The organism is Lapidilactobacillus dextrinicus DSM 20335 (assembly GCF_001436095.1).
In the GTDB taxonomy this organism is placed as follows: Bacteria; Bacillota; Bacilli; order Lactobacillales; family Lactobacillaceae; genus Lapidilactobacillus; species Lapidilactobacillus dextrinicus.
In genome coordinates this window covers 422,688-438,775 of sequence record NZ_AYYK01000004.1, presented here as the reverse complement: position 1 = coordinate 438,775, position 16,088 = coordinate 422,688, and the positions used below count along the sequence as shown (strand labels likewise).

At 37.7% G+C, this 16,088-nt stretch carries 16 protein-coding genes; 11 read left to right on the top strand and 5 right to left on the bottom strand.

Translation table 11 applies throughout. The features are described from left to right. The 7 genes from FC84_RS04470 to FC84_RS04440 form a co-directional block, all read left to right on the top strand. On the top strand, positions 1 to 654 hold a 654-nt coding region (locus tag FC84_RS04470), incomplete at its 5' end, for an LPXTG cell wall anchor domain-containing protein (protein ID WP_157051852.1). A 465-nt stretch (positions 655 to 1,119) separates the two neighbouring features. Beyond that, complete coding sequence (locus tag FC84_RS04465) at positions 1,120 to 1,932, top strand: Cof-type HAD-IIB family hydrolase (protein ID WP_057756049.1); 813 nt, start codon at positions 1,120 to 1,122, stop codon at positions 1,930 to 1,932. 204 nt (positions 1,933 to 2,136) lie between these two features. Beyond that, positions 2,137 to 3,150: a ribosome small subunit-dependent GTPase A gene (rsgA, locus tag FC84_RS04460; protein WP_057756046.1), complete on the top strand. Its 1,014-nt coding sequence runs from the start codon at positions 2,137 to 2,139 to the stop codon at positions 3,148 to 3,150. Positions 3,151 to 3,280: 130 nt separating this feature from the next. Further along, entirely contained in the window at positions 3,281 to 4,621 is a 1,341-nt protein-coding gene (locus FC84_RS04455; protein ID WP_151425838.1) for a dihydrolipoyl dehydrogenase family protein, read from the top strand. 150 nt (positions 4,622 to 4,771) lie between these two features. Further along, positions 4,772 to 5,200 carry a CopY/TcrY family copper transport repressor gene (locus FC84_RS04450; RefSeq protein WP_057756036.1) on the top strand — a complete coding sequence of 143 codons (429 nt, stop codon included), beginning with the start codon at positions 4,772 to 4,774 and terminating at the stop codon, positions 5,198 to 5,200. A 39-nt stretch (positions 5,201 to 5,239) separates the two neighbouring features. After that, on the top strand, positions 5,240 to 5,614 hold the full coding sequence (locus FC84_RS04445; RefSeq protein WP_083479529.1) for a cupredoxin domain-containing protein: 375 nt from the start codon (positions 5,240 to 5,242) through the stop codon (positions 5,612 to 5,614). After that, positions 5,611 to 7,545 carry a copper-translocating P-type ATPase gene (locus tag FC84_RS04440; RefSeq protein WP_057756034.1) on the top strand — a complete coding sequence of 645 codons (1,935 nt, stop codon included), beginning with the start codon at positions 5,611 to 5,613 and terminating at the stop codon, positions 7,543 to 7,545. Before FC84_RS04445 ends, FC84_RS04440 begins: the two co-directional genes overlap by 4 nt. A 131-nt stretch (positions 7,546 to 7,676) precedes the next feature. Here the strand turns inward: FC84_RS04440 and FC84_RS04435 are convergent, their stop codons facing one another. Continuing rightward, a complete protein-coding gene (locus tag FC84_RS04435) occupies positions 7,677 to 8,087 on the bottom strand; it encodes a peptide deformylase (protein WP_057756032.1) in 411 nt (136 codons plus the stop codon). 138 nt (positions 8,088 to 8,225) lie between these two features. Here FC84_RS04435 and FC84_RS04430 point away from each other — a divergent pair, with 138 nt between their 5' ends. The 4 genes from FC84_RS04430 to FC84_RS04415 all read left to right on the top strand — a co-directional run bounded on the left by FC84_RS04430 (position 8,226) and on the right by FC84_RS04415 (position 11,625). After that, positions 8,226 to 9,233, top strand: coding sequence for a D-2-hydroxyacid dehydrogenase (locus FC84_RS04430; protein ID WP_057756030.1), 1,008 nt, complete (start codon positions 8,226 to 8,228; stop codon positions 9,231 to 9,233). Between the two features lie 192 nt (positions 9,234 to 9,425). Then, positions 9,426 to 9,803 (top strand): ArsR/SmtB family transcription factor, encoded by a 378-nt coding sequence (locus tag FC84_RS04425; protein ID WP_057756028.1) that lies wholly within the window; start codon positions 9,426 to 9,428, stop codon positions 9,801 to 9,803. Next, the gene (locus tag FC84_RS04420; protein WP_057756025.1) at positions 9,803 to 10,408 is read left to right on the top strand and encodes a CadD family cadmium resistance transporter; all 606 of its coding nucleotides are present in this window, start codon (positions 9,803 to 9,805) and stop codon (positions 10,406 to 10,408) included. The genes FC84_RS04425 and FC84_RS04420 overlap by 1 nt, the downstream gene beginning before the upstream one ends. Before the next feature lie 179 nt (positions 10,409 to 10,587). Further along, on the top strand, positions 10,588 to 11,625 hold the full coding sequence (locus tag FC84_RS04415) for an AI-2E family transporter (protein ID WP_057756024.1): 1,038 nt from the start codon (positions 10,588 to 10,590) through the stop codon (positions 11,623 to 11,625). 194 nt (positions 11,626 to 11,819) lie between these two features. On the opposite strand, the gene FC84_RS04410 is transcribed toward FC84_RS04415, so the two are convergent. The 4 genes from FC84_RS04410 to FC84_RS04395 are packed head-to-tail and all read right to left on the bottom strand — an operon-like array spanning position 11,820 to position 15,913. Further along, the gene (locus tag FC84_RS04410; protein ID WP_057756023.1) at positions 11,820 to 13,124 is read right to left on the bottom strand and encodes an ABC transporter substrate-binding protein; all 1,305 of its coding nucleotides are present in this window, start codon (positions 13,122 to 13,124) and stop codon (positions 11,820 to 11,822) included. A gap of 8 nt (positions 13,125 to 13,132) precedes the next feature. Then, positions 13,133 to 13,954, bottom strand: a complete 822-nt coding sequence (locus FC84_RS04405) for a carbohydrate ABC transporter permease (protein WP_057756020.1) — start codon at positions 13,952 to 13,954, stop codon at positions 13,133 to 13,135. Positions 13,955 to 13,968: 14 nt separating this feature from the next. After that, the gene (locus FC84_RS04400; protein WP_057756018.1) at positions 13,969 to 14,862 is read right to left on the bottom strand and encodes a carbohydrate ABC transporter permease; all 894 of its coding nucleotides are present in this window, start codon (positions 14,860 to 14,862) and stop codon (positions 13,969 to 13,971) included. Then, positions 14,855 to 15,913 (bottom strand): ABC transporter ATP-binding protein, encoded by a 1,059-nt coding sequence (locus FC84_RS04395; protein WP_057756009.1) that lies wholly within the window; start codon positions 15,911 to 15,913, stop codon positions 14,855 to 14,857. The genes FC84_RS04400 and FC84_RS04395 overlap by 8 nt, the downstream gene beginning before the upstream one ends. Positions 15,914 to 16,088: the final 175 nt, after the last annotated feature.

Genomic DNA, 16,088 nt, shown 5'->3' with positions numbered 1-16,088 from the left:
GAAGAAATAAATGAAGCTGGTGGCACATATACCATTACAATTGGCAATAAGTTAACGGGTGCAGTTAAGATTGTGGACCAAGATGGTAAGCAATTAGGCGATTTATATGGTATTTTTGGTAATAAAGGCACTGTTTTAACTGATAGTGACGGTTGGAATTCGGTAGAAGATATGCTGGAGTCGCTTTATAATGATGGGTACTCTTTAGTTAATTCTAGTGATTTAAGTGTTGTTATGAGTGAGTCAGGCAAACAATATATTATTAGAGTTGAAAAGGTCTTAAAAGATGATTCGAAGCCAAGTATTCCTAATGAGTCGGAATCGGAAGATAATAATACGAATGTTGACGTCTCGGATGAAACTACAAATCGTCCAAATCTGGGGGGGAACTCTATATTAGAAAATCACTCGGAAAAGGATTCATCGGTCACAGTTAATTCTAGAGATGATTCAGTTAAAATTAACACAAAAAAAATGATAAATAATATTTTAGAAGAAACAAAAAATGAAAAGAAGGTTGTTAAAGAACAGGGAAAATTACCACAGACTGGTGAGAATCAGAATTCTAAATTAATAACTATGGCTGGGGTTTTCCTGCTTATAACATCATTTTTAGGTACTATTTTAACCAAATTACGTAAGAAAAATTCATAATTATTTTAAATACTTTTATAAATAGCGTTAATGATATTGTTAAAGTGGCCACTTTAAGCTGGAGAGAATTCAACTTAAAGTGGCCATTTCTTCTCTAAATAAAAATCATCATTTTATTCAGTTCTGACATTAACCCTAATATTTTTTTTAACAAGGTTATATCAGTTTCCATAACAAAAAGTATGATCAATTTTTGATTAGGTTCTGACATTATATTGCTACGGTTTATAATTAGACTTTTAGTCTTTTAATTTTGTATTTTAAACATAATAAGTTTTCTGATGGGACCGTATTGCTTCCTTTTCATAATTGATGAATAATAGGCTGTTCGTAGCACTTATTGAATTATTTTTACAGATATTAACTGCTTTAAAAGAAGATTTTTTAAAATAGGTTGTCTCCGAAAATGAATTTTGCTACAGTAAAACTTAATTAAAGATTTATCGAAAAAGGTGGATGGACGAAATGACGATTAAATTAGTGGCAATTGATATTGATGACACCTTACTTTCTTCAACAGGCAAAATCTTGCCTAGTACTTTAACAAGTATTCGGGCAGCCTTGGCACAAGACGTTAAGATTGTACTCTGCTCGGGGCGTCCTTTAGCAGGCATCAGGCCCTTTTTGAATGAATTGGGCATTACTGGTCCCGAACAATATGTAATCGCTAATGGTGGCGGTATGATTGAATCAGTGACTGGTCAAGTCGTGGCGAAACATTTAATTAATAATGCTGATTACCGTCGCTTAACGGCGTTTGCTAAGGCAAGACAGTTACCGTTTAACGTGGTTGATCCTGATAGTGAAATTATTACCGCCGACCATGATATTTATTGGCTAATCGCTGTTCAAGCTTGGGAGAATAAGGCTGGAATTTTGGTACGTGAACCTGATGAATTACCAGCTGATTTTCAAATTGCAAAGGGGGTATTTGTCGCCTCCTCAGAAACATTAGATAATATTGAAGCTGATGTTTATCGAGAATTTGGCGAATATTTATATGTTGTGCGAGCGGCTCGACAATTTTTAGAAGTGATGAATCCTAATGCTGGTAAAGGCCAAGCATTGCAGGATTTAGCTGGTAAATTAGGTTTACAGCCTGATGAAGTGATGGCAATTGGTGATGAAGGTAACGATGTGGCAATGTTTAAATTTGCTGGCACTGCTGTAGCGATGGGCAATGGCACCGCAGAAGCCAAAGAACATGCTAACTTTGTAACCAGCAGTAATAATGATGATGGTATTGCTGAAGCGTTTGATAAATATGTTTTGGATTAACTCCTAAAAGGATTTGAGATGATTAATTTTCTCAAGTCCTTTTTTGATTCTAGAAACGCTAGCCTCATTCTTTTCACTAGCAACTATCTTTGTTATAATCAGGCTATCTTAAGGAGTATGTTTTATGACAAATAATAAGGGCATTGTGCTAGCGTAGAGGCTAGCAGGCAGCCTCCAAAACGAAAAATTTGAGGAGGATCCACAATGCATTTACAAAATAATGAACAACAATATCAAGTTAGTTTACAAGCACAAGATAATTACAAGGTCATCGATTCAAACCACCAAGAACATTTAGCCAAGTTATCTGGTCAATTACGGGCCAACTTACGACTAGCAGTTGGTGATTATATCGTGGGTATACCGCAACAAGATTTTGTCTTAGTTAAGCAGCTTTTACCACGGAAAAGTGTGTTGCAACGCCAGAATTCTGGGGAGGCACAACACGCGCAAGTCATTGCTGCCAATTTAGACTATATTTTCATTACGATGTCGCTGAATCAAGATTTTAATTTGGCGCGGTTAGACCGTTATACAACTTTGGTTTGGGATAGTGGTGCTAGTCCGGTGATTGTTTTGACGAAGGCAGATTTAATTAGCCCAGAATTATTAGCTGAACGGCAGGCTCAAGTTGCCGAGAATGCTTTTGGCATTCCAATTTTGGTAACAGCTCAAGATCAGCCTGAACAAGTTGAAACGATTTTTGCACCTTATTTAGAAGCCGAGCAAAATGTTGCGTTTGTTGGTTCATCAGGTGTCGGTAAGTCGACGCTCGTTAACCTGTTGTTAGGGGATAACGCGATTAAAACCAAAACCATTCGTGCTGATGACGATAAGGGACGCCATACTACCACCACGCGGGCACTTTATGTATTAGCTAATGGTGCGAAAATTATCGATACGCCAGGAATTCGGGCTGTCGGTGTAGCCGGTGTTAGTCAAGCTGCTACTGACCAAAGTTTCCAGGACATTGTCAATTTAGCGCAACAATGCCGCTTTAGTGATTGTCAGCATCAAAGTGAACCAGGTTGTGCTGTTAAAGCTGCGATTGCAGCGGGACAACTAGCACCAGAACGATTGGTTAGTTACCAAAAATTACAAGTTGAAAGACAGTATGATGGTTTGAGCTCACGGCAAATTGAGCAAACTAAGGTTGAACGACTGTTCAAAGATGTGGGTGGTTTCAAAACGTTTAAAAAGACGCTAAAAAAGAAGTAATTGCTATTTAACTAATATCACGAAAGTCGCTATTCGATTTAGAATAGTGGCTTTTTTTAATGATGACAGGATAAGTCAAATTCTTTCATCAAGTTGAATCGTTGTGCTTTAATTAACAGTGGAGGGATGCTTGATGACTAAATTTGATGTGATCATTATTGGTGGTGGGCCCGCTGGACTGGCCGCTGCCTATGGCTTAAAAGCAGCTGGCAAATCAGTCGCAATTATTGAAAACGATCTTTGGGGTGGTACTTGTCCTAACCGCGGTTGCGATCCCAAAAAGATTTTATTGGCTGCTGTTGAGGCGAAAGCGGCTAGCCAGCATTTGCAAAAGTATGGCATACAAAACGTACCGACCATTAATTGGCCCGAGTTAATGGCCAGTAAGCATGATTATACAGATGGTATTAATGATAGTACTTTAGCTGGATTAAAAGATGAACAAGTGATAACTTTTCATGGAACTGCACATTTCATTGACGACCAAACTCTACAAGTTGCTGAAACAATCTTAACAGCAACGGATATTATTATTGCCACGGGTCAACGACCTAATTTATTAGCTATACCAGGTGAACAATATTTATTAACGAGCACTGACTTTTTAGACTTTGCAGAAATGCCGCAACGCGTGGCCTTTATTGGTGGCGGTTATGTGGCGTTTGAACTGGCGGCGATTGCTAATGCTGCCGGTGCTGAAGTGCATTTGATTCAACATAATCAGCATTTTTTAAAAGCTTTTGATCAAGATTTAGTTCAAGAACTAGTTGAGCAGCTTAAGCAACAAGGTATCCAATTCGATACAGATATTGAGACTAAAGCCATTAGAAAAACAACGACTGGCTTTGTAGTTGAAGGCAATTCAGGTTATCAGTTGGACACCGATGCGGTGATTTGTGCAACCGGTCGGATTCCTAATATTGAAGATTTAGCATTAGCGGCAGCTCATATTGAAGCAGACCGTCATGGGATTAAGGTTAACGATCACTTACAAACGCTGCATAATTCTCATATTTATGCAATTGGTGATGTGGTTAGCCGTACCCAACCGAAATTAACACCCGTAGCGGGCTTTGAAGGTCGCTATGTGGTCCAACAGATTCTCAAAACAGATAAGGCACCAATTAACTATCCAGTCATTCCTACTTTAGTGTACGCGACACCGAAATTAGCCCAAATTGGCGTTAGTGCGCAAGTGGCTGCCCAAGATACTGATAAGTATCAGGTGCATGATTTAGATTTAACGCATTGGTTTACTTATCAAAGAATTCGCGAACCCCATGCGCACGCTAAGATTGTTATCGAACAGGCAACGGGTTTAATTGTCGGCGTTAGTTTTTTAAGTGAGTTGGCCGATGAAATGATTAACTACTTTGCTAATCTTATCAATCAACAAATAACCGCGGAACAATTGGCCCAACAAATCTTTGCTTATCCAACACCAGCAAGTGACTTAGGTTATTTTTATTAATCATTCCAATAAACGGTCGAGAAAATCTATTTAGTGGATTTTCTTGACCGTTTTTAGCGCGCTGAAATTTATTGTTGACAAATGTAAATTTTACCAGTAAACTTATTTTTGTAATCTACAAATGTAAATGAACAACAGGAGGAAAATTATATGACGGTCAATGCGACAGAAATAACGTCATCTGAATGGGAAATTATGCGCGTCATTTGGACAAAGGGTCCGACTGATACGAATGATATTATTGCGATCCTGCAACAAAAGCGCGACTGGACTGAATCAACGATTAAGACCTTACTACGACGGTTAGTTAATAAAAACATCCTAACGACGACTAAGGCTGGGCGACAATTTACTTATCACGCTAATCTTGATGAGGCAGACGCAATGACCGAAACAGTGGACGATGTTTTCGGTCGGCTCTGTAATATGAATAAGGGAGCGGCTATTATCGATTTAATTCAATCATCTGAATTAAGTCAGACCGATATCCAGAAGATGCAAGCATTGTTAGCCGAAAAAATTAAAACAGCGCCAGAAAAAGTGGCTTGTAATTGTCTGCCTGACGATTGCGACTGTTAAGCAAATAATATAACTTAAAAAATATCATGAGGTGTTCTTTTGTTAAAAATAATCATTTTAATTGTTGGTGTTGGTCTAATTGGTTTTATTCTTTGGTGGTTTTTCGGTAAACACGAGACAACTGCAGTGCAAGCTAATGTTGAAGCTGATCAGCAAACCGTTGCTGTTGAAGTTAAAGGTGGTTATTCGCCAGAAGTTGTGGTCTTAAAGCAAGGCGTGCCGGCAACACTTAACTTCACTCGTAAAGATGCTTCGGGTTGTTTAGATCGGGTGGTTTTCCCTGATTGGGGGATTAATCAAGCTTTACCACAGAATGAAGCGCAAGCTATTCAAATTGATACCAGTGAAGCAGGTGAATATCAATGGGCTTGCGGTATGGATATGTTTCACGGGAAGGTAATTGTTAAACCATGACGACAACGAAACGATTTTGGTTTGCTTTGATCTTATCTTTACCCATGCTGGCCAATATGGTGTTAATGCCTTTTGGTTGGACGTTGCCAGGTGGGGCGTGGCTCCAGTTTGTCTTAACAACTTTAGTAATGTTGATTTCAGCACGGCCGTTTTGGCAGAGTGCTTGGGCATCTTTCACTAAACACCATGCTAATATGGATACCTTAGTGGCCATTGGCACAATGACAGCCTATCTTTACAGTATTTATGCACTGTTAACGCAACAAGCAGTCTTTTTTGAAAGTGCCGCTTTTGTAGTTGTCTTTGTTTTATTAGGCCAAGTTTTTGAGGAACGAATGCGCCACAATGCCTCGACAGCCATTGAGAAGTTAGTTGACTTACAAGCTAAAGAAGCTGAAGTTTGGCGAGATGAACAATTTGTCGCGCTTCCCTTAGCAGACGTGGTGATTGGCGATCTTATTCGCGTTAAGCCTGGTCAAAAAATTGCCGTTGACGGTGTGATTACCGAAGGCACCTCCACTGTTGATGAATCGATGGTTACTGGTGAGAGTATGCCGGTCACCAAAAAAATCGGCGATGCTGTCATTGGATCGACCATCAATAAGGCTGGAACGTTTACGTTTAAAGCTGAAAAAGTGGGGGCAGATACCGTGTTGGCCCAAATTGTTGACCTGGTTAAAAAAGCTCAAAACAGTCATGCACCTATTCAAAAACTAACTGATCAAGTTTCTAATATTTTTGTGCCAGTGGTTCTAATTATTGCAATTTTAACTTTCTTAGTCTGGTACCTTTTAATCGGTGCACCTTTAGCACAAGCCTTAATTTTTGCTGTGGCGGTGGTTGTGATTGCTTGTCCATGTGCGTTAGGCTTAGCTACACCAACTGCTTTAATGGTTGGCACAGGACGTAGCGCAAAAATGGGGATCCTCATTAAAAACGGCGAAGTTTTAGAAGCTGCTAATGATGTGCAAACAGTTGTTTTTGATAAGACCGGGACCATTACAGTCGGTCAGCCAGTCGTCACTGATATTATTGGTGATCAAAAAACAGTATTAACGTTAGCAGCTGCCTTAGAGCAAAGCTCCGAACATCCATTAGCACAAGCTGTTCTAGCTAAGGCTAAACGGGAAAAAATAGCAGTACCAGCAGCTCATGGCTTTCAAGCTATTGTTGGTCAAGGAGTTAGTGGGCAAGTGAAGGGCCAACAAATTTTTGTTGGTAGTGAACGCTTATTGGTACAACAAAAACTAACTATGGCAACTAACTTACAAGCGCAATTGCAGCAACTTCAAGATGAGGCTAAGACGGTAGTGATTGTTGCTAATCAACAAGAGGTTCTAGGTCTAATTGCCATTCAAGATGCCCCTAAGCCAACTTCTCAAGCAGCGCTGGCCGAGTTAAAAGCACAAGGCTTAAAAACGGTCATGCTAACTGGTGATAACCAACGAGTAGCTGCAGCTATTGCCAAAGAAGTGGGCATTGATCAAGTCATTGCTAACGTTTTGCCACAAGATAAAGCTGACCAAGTTCAACAGTTACAAGAGACTGGTCGTGTAGCTTTTGTTGGTGATGGGATTAATGACGCACCGGCCTTAACGGTTGCTGATGTGGGTATCGCCATGGGTTCAGGGACTGATATTGCGATTGAATCAGGCGGGATTGTCTTAATGAGAAATGATCTACGTGACGTAGGTAAGGCTTTAACTTTGAGTAAGAAAACTTTTAATCGGATTAAATTGAATTTATTCTGGGCCTTTATTTATAATGTACTGGGTATTCCAGTTGCAGCTGGTTTATTTTATGCGATTGGGTTAACGTTAAGTCCAGAATTAGCTGGTTTAGCCATGGCCTTTAGTTCCTTATCAGTGGTAACAAGTTCGATGTTATTAAACAAAACTAAAATTACAGCCAAGAGCACCGGCAGTTTATAATTAGGTGAAAACCATCATAAAAGAAGGACGAAATCAGTCCGCTTTATGTTTTAAACACGCTAATATTAGCTCCGGACGCTGCTTAAATTGAAAAGTCGCTAAATCCAATTTGGATTTAGCAACTTTTGCTTTTAAATAATAATCCCATCACAATGATCAACTTCATGTTGAATAATTTGCGCTACAAAATCAGTAAATTTCTGAGTCGTTGGTTTAAAATTCTTGTTGAGAAATTTTACGGTAATATTTTGATAACGGGTAGTTTGGCGTTCACCTAATAAAGAGAGGCAACCCTCGCTAGTTGTGTAGGGATCGCTTTTAGCGGTGATCTCGGGATTGATCATTAAGACAGGCAAAACACCCATTTGCACGATGATCACACGCTTGTGGACACCAATCATATTAGCTGCCATACCCACGCAAACATCTTGATGGGCGCGCAAGGTATCTAGTAAATCAGTTAGAACTGCTTGGTCATTTTTTGTTGCTGGTTCAGATTTTTGTGCTAAAGATTTTTGATTACGATTAATCTCTCTAATCATCGGGCTCACCTCTGTTGTTATTCTAGCATAATTACGATTACGATCGGCTAGTTAAACAAAAATTATTGTCAGCGCTATTCAAAGTGTCAGCAACTATATTCTAAGCATAGGTTTGCTATACTAGGAGTGTCAAAATGAATGGTCTGTTATCACGCTATTTTATTTCGAATTCTAAAAAACTGGGGGTTTGGTCATTTGACTAAAGTTGTTAATTTAATTTCATTAAAAGAGCCGTTATTACAACGAGTTAAGTCGGGTTTGGCTGATGATGACTTGATTGATTTAAGTGGTCAAGACTATACAGCTGAACAAGTCGCCGCTGCTGAAATTATTATTGGTTGGTCACCGATTGTTGCAGAAGCACTGAAGTTGCCCAATCAGATCAAATGGATTCAAGCGATTTCGGCTGGTGTTGATAATTTTCCACTAGCAGAATTAAAGCGTCGGCAGATTTATTTAACCACTGCCAGTGGTGCCAATGCGCAGTCTGTGGCCCAACAAACGGTTGGCTATTTACTTAATGATGTCCGTCATTTACAAAGTGATGCAGAGCATCGCTTAACTAAAGAATGGACGGATTTATTCCATCGAACCGAATTAACTGGTCGCAGTGTTTTAATTATGGGGACTGGTAATATTGGTCGTATTTTAGCGGGCTATTTAAAAGCTTTTGATATGCATACAATTGGTGTTAGTCGCTCCGGTCGTGCTGTTGAAAGTTTTGATGAAGTGGCAACAATGGCACAGTTGTCTGAACTATTGCCAGTAGCTGAATATGTGATTAATTGTTTGCCTTTAACGATAGCAACACGTGGGTTAGTTGATGCTAATTTTCTAGGTAAAATGAATCAGTATGCTTATTATGTTAATGTTGGTCGTGGAGGGACTGATGTTGAGCATGATGTTTATCAAGCACTAAAGAACAAGACAATTCGCGGGGCGGCATTAGATGTTTTTGAGCAAGAACCTTTACCTCAAGATTCGCCTTTATGGGAATTACCTAATATTATGATTACACCACATACTGCTGGCCACACCAACTTTTATTATGGTCGCATTTTTGATTATTTCTTTGAGAATTTCGTTGCTTATAAACAAGGTTTAAAACCAGTACGTAATTTAATTAATTACGATCAAGGTTATTAAGTCGCCACACTGATAATATAGCAAGTCGATCAAATAGACCTAATTTTCAAAACTTAGGTCTATTTTTTGTGCGAATAAATGACTAAGAGACATTAATGATTTGAATGAAGGACCAATAAGGGTTGACTTTCTAGTAATATAATTACATAATTACGTGTAATAGTGTAATTATATTGTAAGGGGATTTGAATAATGAATCATAATTGTTGTCCAGAAGAACCAAACTTAACTACGCGAGATTTAGTAACGCTAGAGCAAGCTGAACAGATTAGTCAACTGTTCAAAATTCTGGCTAATCCTACCCGTCTACGAATTATTCATGCGCTAATTAAGCAAGAGTCATTGTCGGTTAGTGTTTTAGCTGAACAAATTGAGATGAAACCCCAAGCTGTTTCTAATCAATTGCAGAAATTAATTAGTGATCATATTGTGACTACACAGCGTAGTGGTAATTTTATTTATTATCGAATCAAAGATGATTGTACTGCGCTATTATTGCAACGTGCTTGGTGTTTAGTAGAAGACACCGAGTTAATTGCTAAATCTGAAAAGATTGGAGCGCTTGATTGATGTTTAAAACAGTTATTTCTGCGGTCATCGTTTATAGTTCAACAGCATTAGACCTATTCGTTATCTTAATGTTATTGTTTGGTAAATATCAAAGTACTGCTGCTAAAAGACGAATTTATATTGGGCAATTTTTAGGATCTTGGAGCTTAATTGCAGTTAGCCTGTTTTTTGCATTAATCTTACATTTCGTGCCAGCTAAATGGCTCTTAGGATTTTTAGGGCTAATTCCGATTTATTTTGGTGTTAAATCTTTATTCGAAAACGAAGATGAAACTGCTGAAGCACAAGAAAAGATTAGTCAAAGTAGTGCTCAAAAGTTAATTTCGACAGTAGCTTTAATGACTTTTGCTTCTTGCGGTGCCGATAATATTGGGATGTTTGTGCCTTATTTTGTAGCTCAGAATACTGGACAATTAATCACAGTACTAATAACTTTTACAGTTTGTATTTTTCTATTAGTTTTCTTTAGCAATCGCTTATCTCATGTTAAATTGGTTGAGCAACTATTAGAACACTTTGGTAAATGGCTCATGGCTATTATTTATGTTGGCCTGGGTATTATGATTATCATTGAAAGTGGGACAATTCAACATTTGATGCCTTGATCAAACGAACTTGGAGTTATTTTCCCAAGGTGTAAAATTCCAAGTAGTTTTTATTGTTTTAATAAGTTTTAATCATCATTAGTCATAATAGGTAAAAAGCATTACACTAGTGTGATACACGAATGACTAAGCTAGTTTAGAACTTAGTTTATATTGCGAAGTTAGTGGGGAAATAAATCGTGTCACTTTATCAAAAATTTATTCGGCGGCCAGCAGTCCGTCGCACAACAGTTTTATTATTAATTGGCATCGTTTTATGGTTGATGCGGGGGATGATCAGCACGATTTTGTTGACATTTATCTTTGCGTTTTTGGTGACACGATTAGTTAGTGCTGTTCGCCGTCACCTTAAAGTTCCCACGCCACTTATTGTGCTATTGATCTATGCATTAGTTATCGCTGGGTTATATTATGTAGTGGTTAATTTTGTACCGCTTTTGGCTAATCAATCTATTAAACTGGTTAATCAAGTTTATCATTTTTATGAAAGTCCTAGTTTTGATTCTAATACGATCATGGCTTACATTAATAATTACATGAAACAATTCAATCTGGCTGAACAAGTGAAGTCGAGTATTTCAACGTTGTTTAATTATTTAACCAGCGTCGGCAGCATGGGTGTGACCTTTGTTTTATCGTTATTACTTAGTTTTGTTTTTTCAATCGAAGTTAAGTCATTGAAGAAATTTAGTGCCTTATTTCTAGAGAGTCCTGACTTTGGTTGGTTCTTTTCAGACATCACTTATTTTGCCAAAAAGTTTATTAATACGTTTGGAGTTGTGATTGAGACGCAATTATTTATTGCCGCTGTTAACACTGCCATTACCGTCTTGACGCTGGCTATCATGAAGATGCCTAATCTACCAAGCTTAGGGTTAATGGTTTTTGTTTTCTCTTTAGTCCCAGTTGCTGGTGTGATTATTTCATGTATTCCTTTAACGATGGTTGCTTTTTCAGTGGGCGGGATTAAATATGTTGTTTATATTCTAGTAATGATTGTCTTGATCCACACACTAGAGACTTATGTTTTAAATCCTAAATTCATGGCTAGTCGGACGCAATTGCCAATGTTCTTTACCTTTATTGTGTTATTAATTTCAGAGCGACTATTTGGTGTTTGGGGGTTAATTGTCGGGATTCCGATTTTTACGTTCTTCTTAGATATTCTCGGCGTTAAAAAAATACCAACACCTAAATCAATCACTCATTCTAATTAAGCAAACCAAAAAGCAGTTTAAATTCAATTAAGAATTTAAATTGCTTTTTTTAGTATTCATAAAAAAATTAAGTTAATTTTCGGGTATTTAAAAGGGAGACAACAATTATTGTTGTCTCCCTTTAAGGCATCTCAAAAATTTATGTTTAATTATAATTTAGTAATTTAAAGAAACGTGATATTTAGCTGAATTAATTATTGTTGGTTATCTTTAATAATCTTTTCAGTTTCAGTTTGTAAGTTAGTTAAAGCTTTCTTAACTGGTTCATTCTTCGTTAACATTGCGTCAACAGCTTCTAGAAGTTTAGTCCGATATTCAGAGAAACCTAAGAAAGCATTAGATTGGAATCCGTTAGGAAGTGAATCAACTGCTGCTTGGTTGTAAGTGTTCTTCTTGAGGTAATCTTTGAAGTCAGCTGTTTTAGTTGCTGATTTACGTAGTGGTACATAACCAGTTGCTTTAGCCCACTTAGCAGTTTCTTTAGTTGACATTAAGTATTTCATGAAAGCCCAAGCACCTTTTTTCTGTTCAGCGCTAGCACTCTTGAACATGACAATGTCGTTACCGGCAATTTCAGTTGCCTTTTTACCATTGTAACTTGGTAATGGCATTGTACCCCAATGAAGTGACTTAGGTGCTTGTGCAACCATTTGAGTTACACCTGCTGAAGAACCAGCATAGAAGGCTGATTTACCTTGAGTGAAAGCTTGTGTCCAATAGAAATCTTCACCGGCGGTTTTAGCAGTGCCATCTTTAACCATATCCATGATAAAGTTAGCAGCCTTTAAAGTATCAGCAGAATCTAAGTTAACTTGTTTGCCATCAACACCAACTAATGGGTTGCCAGCTTGACGAGCTAAACCTTCGAATTCCATATCCCATGACTTGTCAAAGCCCATGCCATAGATACCGTGCGACTTAAGAACTTCGCCATCTTTAGCAATGTCTTCCCAAGTGGCTGGTTTTTTCAAGTTGTATTTGTCTAAGATATCTTGGTTGTAATACAAAACTCGAACAGATTTACTAAATGGGATGGAGTAGTATTTACCTTGATATTTAGAACTGCTTAGGAATGAAGGATAAATATCTTTTAAATCAGCGCTTGATAATTTGTTATCACCTTTAAGCATATAGTTGTCTAAAGGTTCGATTAAATTATTCTTGCTGTAGTCAGGAACGGTTGTATAAGTTGTCTGTGAAATAACTGGTAAGCTGTTTGATTTAGCAGCAGCCATAATCTTTTGTTGTAAGGCAGTGTAATCACCTTGAGCCGTACTAACAACTTTATATTTTGATTGTGAACTATTGAAATCATTGATGATCTTCTTTAAAGCTTTTTGATAAGGACCATTCATACCATTCCAAAATGAAATTTTAACTGGTTCATTTGAATTTGCTTTGGAATCACTAGCAGATTTGTTGCCACATGCTGCAAGTGTTAAAGCTAACCCCAACGAAGCAACTGTTAACAATGCCCGTTGCCAACTTTTTTTCTTCATTATTCTATCTATCCTTTCAATCCGGTTTTTGAGATGCCTGCAATAATGTACTTTTGAAGGAAAATGTACAGAATTACCATAGGAATAATAACGAACGTCGATGCTGCCATTAGCCATGCATAGTTGGTGCCTGCATCAGAAGTAAATGCTTGTAGACCAACTGGCAATGTACGTAAGTTTTCCGAATTGGTGACGATTAAAGGCCACATGAAAGAATTCCATGAGCCAATAACTTGCAAGACGGTGACAGCAGTAATGGTTGATTTAGAGATGGGAACTAGGACATGCCATAAATAATGCCAGTCACTCGCACCATCAATTTTAGCCGCATAATAAATTTGATCTGGAACGGATTGGAAAGTCTGCCGCAATGTAAACACCGTAAAGAAGCTGGCTAACCAAGGGATGATTAATGCCCCATAAGTATTGACTAAATGTAATTGTGATAGGGTAACAAAGTTGGGGATGATTAACATTTCACCAGGTACCATCATTGTACCCAAGAAAATAACGAATAAGAAGTTTTTGCCGTAGAAATTTAACCTTGAAAAAGCAAAAGCGGCCAAAATACTTGTAAATAATTGGCCAATTGTGGTTATAGACGTCACAATTACACTGTTAATGAAATATTGAAAGAAAGGTGCTTGCTTGAAGGCTTCAACATAGTTACTAAATTGTAATTGTTTAGGAATCCAAATTGGCGGTATTTTAACTGTTTCAGGCTGTGTCTTTAAAGATGTTGAGAGCATCCATAAGAAAGGCATCAACATGATAACGGCACCTAGAATTAAGATCACATAACGTAAAACCATGGCTACTTTTAATTTCATGTGTTTACCCCTTTCTAATAATGGACATGATGTTTGCTATACCATAACTGGAAGACCGTTACGAGCAAAATCATGAAGAATAAGACCACGCCACTTGCAGCAGCAATGCCATATTTCCATTCTGTATAGAATTTTTGATAGAGATAGTAAACAATCGTTAAAGCAGACTTACTAGGACCAGGTGTGCCGTTAAATAATGCGAAGATTTGATCGAAGACTTTAAAACTACCAATGACACCATTAACACTAACTAAAAAAGTAATCGGTGAAAGTAATGGAATCGTGACGTTGGTGAATTGGTGCCAAGCATTAGCACCATCAATTTCGGCAGCTTGATAATAACGTTCATTGATATTATTTAAACCAACTAAAAATAAGATAATGTTAAAACCGAGATTCTTCCAAACACTCATAATAATTAAAGCCAGCATGGCGTACTTAGGACTCTCCAACCAACTGACGGCACTGACACCAAATAGACTTAAAAAATAGTTTAATAAACCATAATCACTGTTATAGATCCAGTGCCAAACTTGAGCAATGGCGACTGTACTTGTGACAAACGGTAAGAAGTAAACGGTACGGAAAAAACCAGATAACCATTTAATTCGATTTAAGAGCAGTGCAATCACTAAGGAAAGGATAACCGTTAGTGGCACCACGCCCACAACAAAGATTAAAGTGTTTTTAATAGCAATGTGAAAATCTGGATCTGAAAAAAGAAACTTAAAATTATCAAAACCATATGCAGAAACAATATCATTAAAGAAATCATACTTGGTATAAAAACTCATGATGAAGGATTTGATAATGGGATAAATGCTAAATGTAATCGAGATAACCAACATTGGTAGTAGATAAAGTAACGCTTTTAAGGTTGATTTAATCGTCGGCTTGGCATTAAGCATCCTGATCACCACCGAATATTCTTACGCCGTTTTCATCGAATAAATAAAAACCATGACGTTGTAAGTACAATGGCAATTCTTGTTCATCAGCAACTTCAGCGCGCATTTCGGTTGTTAGCAATGGCTTGCCATGGAAATCAAGCAAGGCATTTTTTTCACGACCATATTTTTCGGAATGTTTAACTTTAGTTGCGATGGTTGTGAGCGTTTCGCTACCGGTATCATGATCTTGTAATGCTTCAGGTCGGATACCAACTTTTTTAGCACGTTGCAAAATTTCTGCATCAACGTGACCTTCAAGTTCGCGATCAAAGTCTGTGATATCTAAAGTATTAATAACAGGTTCGCCAATAAATTGTGAGACGAACAAGTTACTTGGATTATCATATAATGTCTCAGCTGAACTGAATTGTTGAATTTGGCCTTGATTTAAGACCATGATGTGGTCAGAAATATGCAGTGCTTCATCCTGATCATGAGTAACAAAAATTGTGGTAACGCCTGTTTCTTGCTGGATTCGACGAATCTCTTGGCGCATTTCGATTCGTAGACGTGCATCCAAATTAGAAAGTGGTTCATCAAGTAACAGTAAACTTGGTTCTTTGGCTAAGGCGCGGGCAATAGCGACACGTTGTTGTTGACCACCAGATAAAGCACCAGGCTTTTTATCTAATTGATCATCAATATGCACTAATTTTGCCAGTTCGATCGCTTTTTTCTTACGATCCTTTTTGGGAACCTTGGCCATTTTAAGTGGAAACTCAATATTCTCGAGTACACTTAAATGTGGATAAAGGGCATAGTTTTGAAAAACCATCCCAACTTTTCGTGCTAGCGCATCTTTCTTGGTAACGTCTTGATCACCAAAGAAAATTTTCCCCGAAGTAGGTGCCAATAATCCTGAGATCATCATTAAGGTTGTTGACTTACCACAACCACTTGGACCAAGAATTGACACTAATGTTCCTTCCGGAATTGTAAAGTTCAAATGATGCAGAATCTCACGCTTGCCATCGTATGACAAGGTGACATCTTTGAATGTAACCTCCAACGGTTTCGCCCCTTTTAAACGGTTTCCGACCACAATATAACTGGTAGGTCTATCAATATGATACAACATTTTGTGGGTCTTGTCTTGATGGTTTTTTTAAAGAAATCGATTACATCTTTTTATTTTTTTAATCTAAAAATTGGTCTATCAATGTTATGATTAGATCAGAAAAAAG

Coding starts and splice junctions, on each gene's coding strand:
- FC84_RS04425 (WP_057756028.1), top strand. CDS start 9,426: ATGAATCATAATTGTTGTCCAGAAGAACCAAACTTAACTACGCGAGAT.
- FC84_RS04400 (WP_057756018.1), bottom strand. CDS start 14,862: ATGCTTAATGCCAAGCCGACGATTAAATCAACCTTAAAAGCGTTACTT.
- FC84_RS04410 (WP_057756023.1), bottom strand. CDS start 13,124: ATGAAGAAAAAAAGTTGGCAACGGGCATTGTTAACAGTTGCTTCGTTG.
- FC84_RS04435 (WP_057756032.1), bottom strand. CDS start 8,087: ATGATTAGAGAGATTAATCGTAATCAAAAATCTTTAGCACAAAAATCT.
- FC84_RS04405 (WP_057756020.1), bottom strand. CDS start 13,954: ATGAAATTAAAAGTAGCCATGGTTTTACGTTATGTGATCTTAATTCTA.
- FC84_RS04465 (WP_057756049.1), top strand. CDS start 1,120: ATGACGATTAAATTAGTGGCAATTGATATTGATGACACCTTACTTTCT.
- FC84_RS04420 (WP_057756025.1), top strand. CDS start 9,803: ATGTTTAAAACAGTTATTTCTGCGGTCATCGTTTATAGTTCAACAGCA.
- FC84_RS04430 (WP_057756030.1), top strand. CDS start 8,226: ATGGTCTGTTATCACGCTATTTTATTTCGAATTCTAAAAAACTGGGGG.
- FC84_RS04440 (WP_057756034.1), top strand. CDS start 5,611: ATGACGACAACGAAACGATTTTGGTTTGCTTTGATCTTATCTTTACCC.
- FC84_RS04450 (WP_057756036.1), top strand. CDS start 4,772: ATGACGGTCAATGCGACAGAAATAACGTCATCTGAATGGGAAATTATG.
- rsgA (WP_057756046.1), top strand. CDS start 2,137: ATGCATTTACAAAATAATGAACAACAATATCAAGTTAGTTTACAAGCA.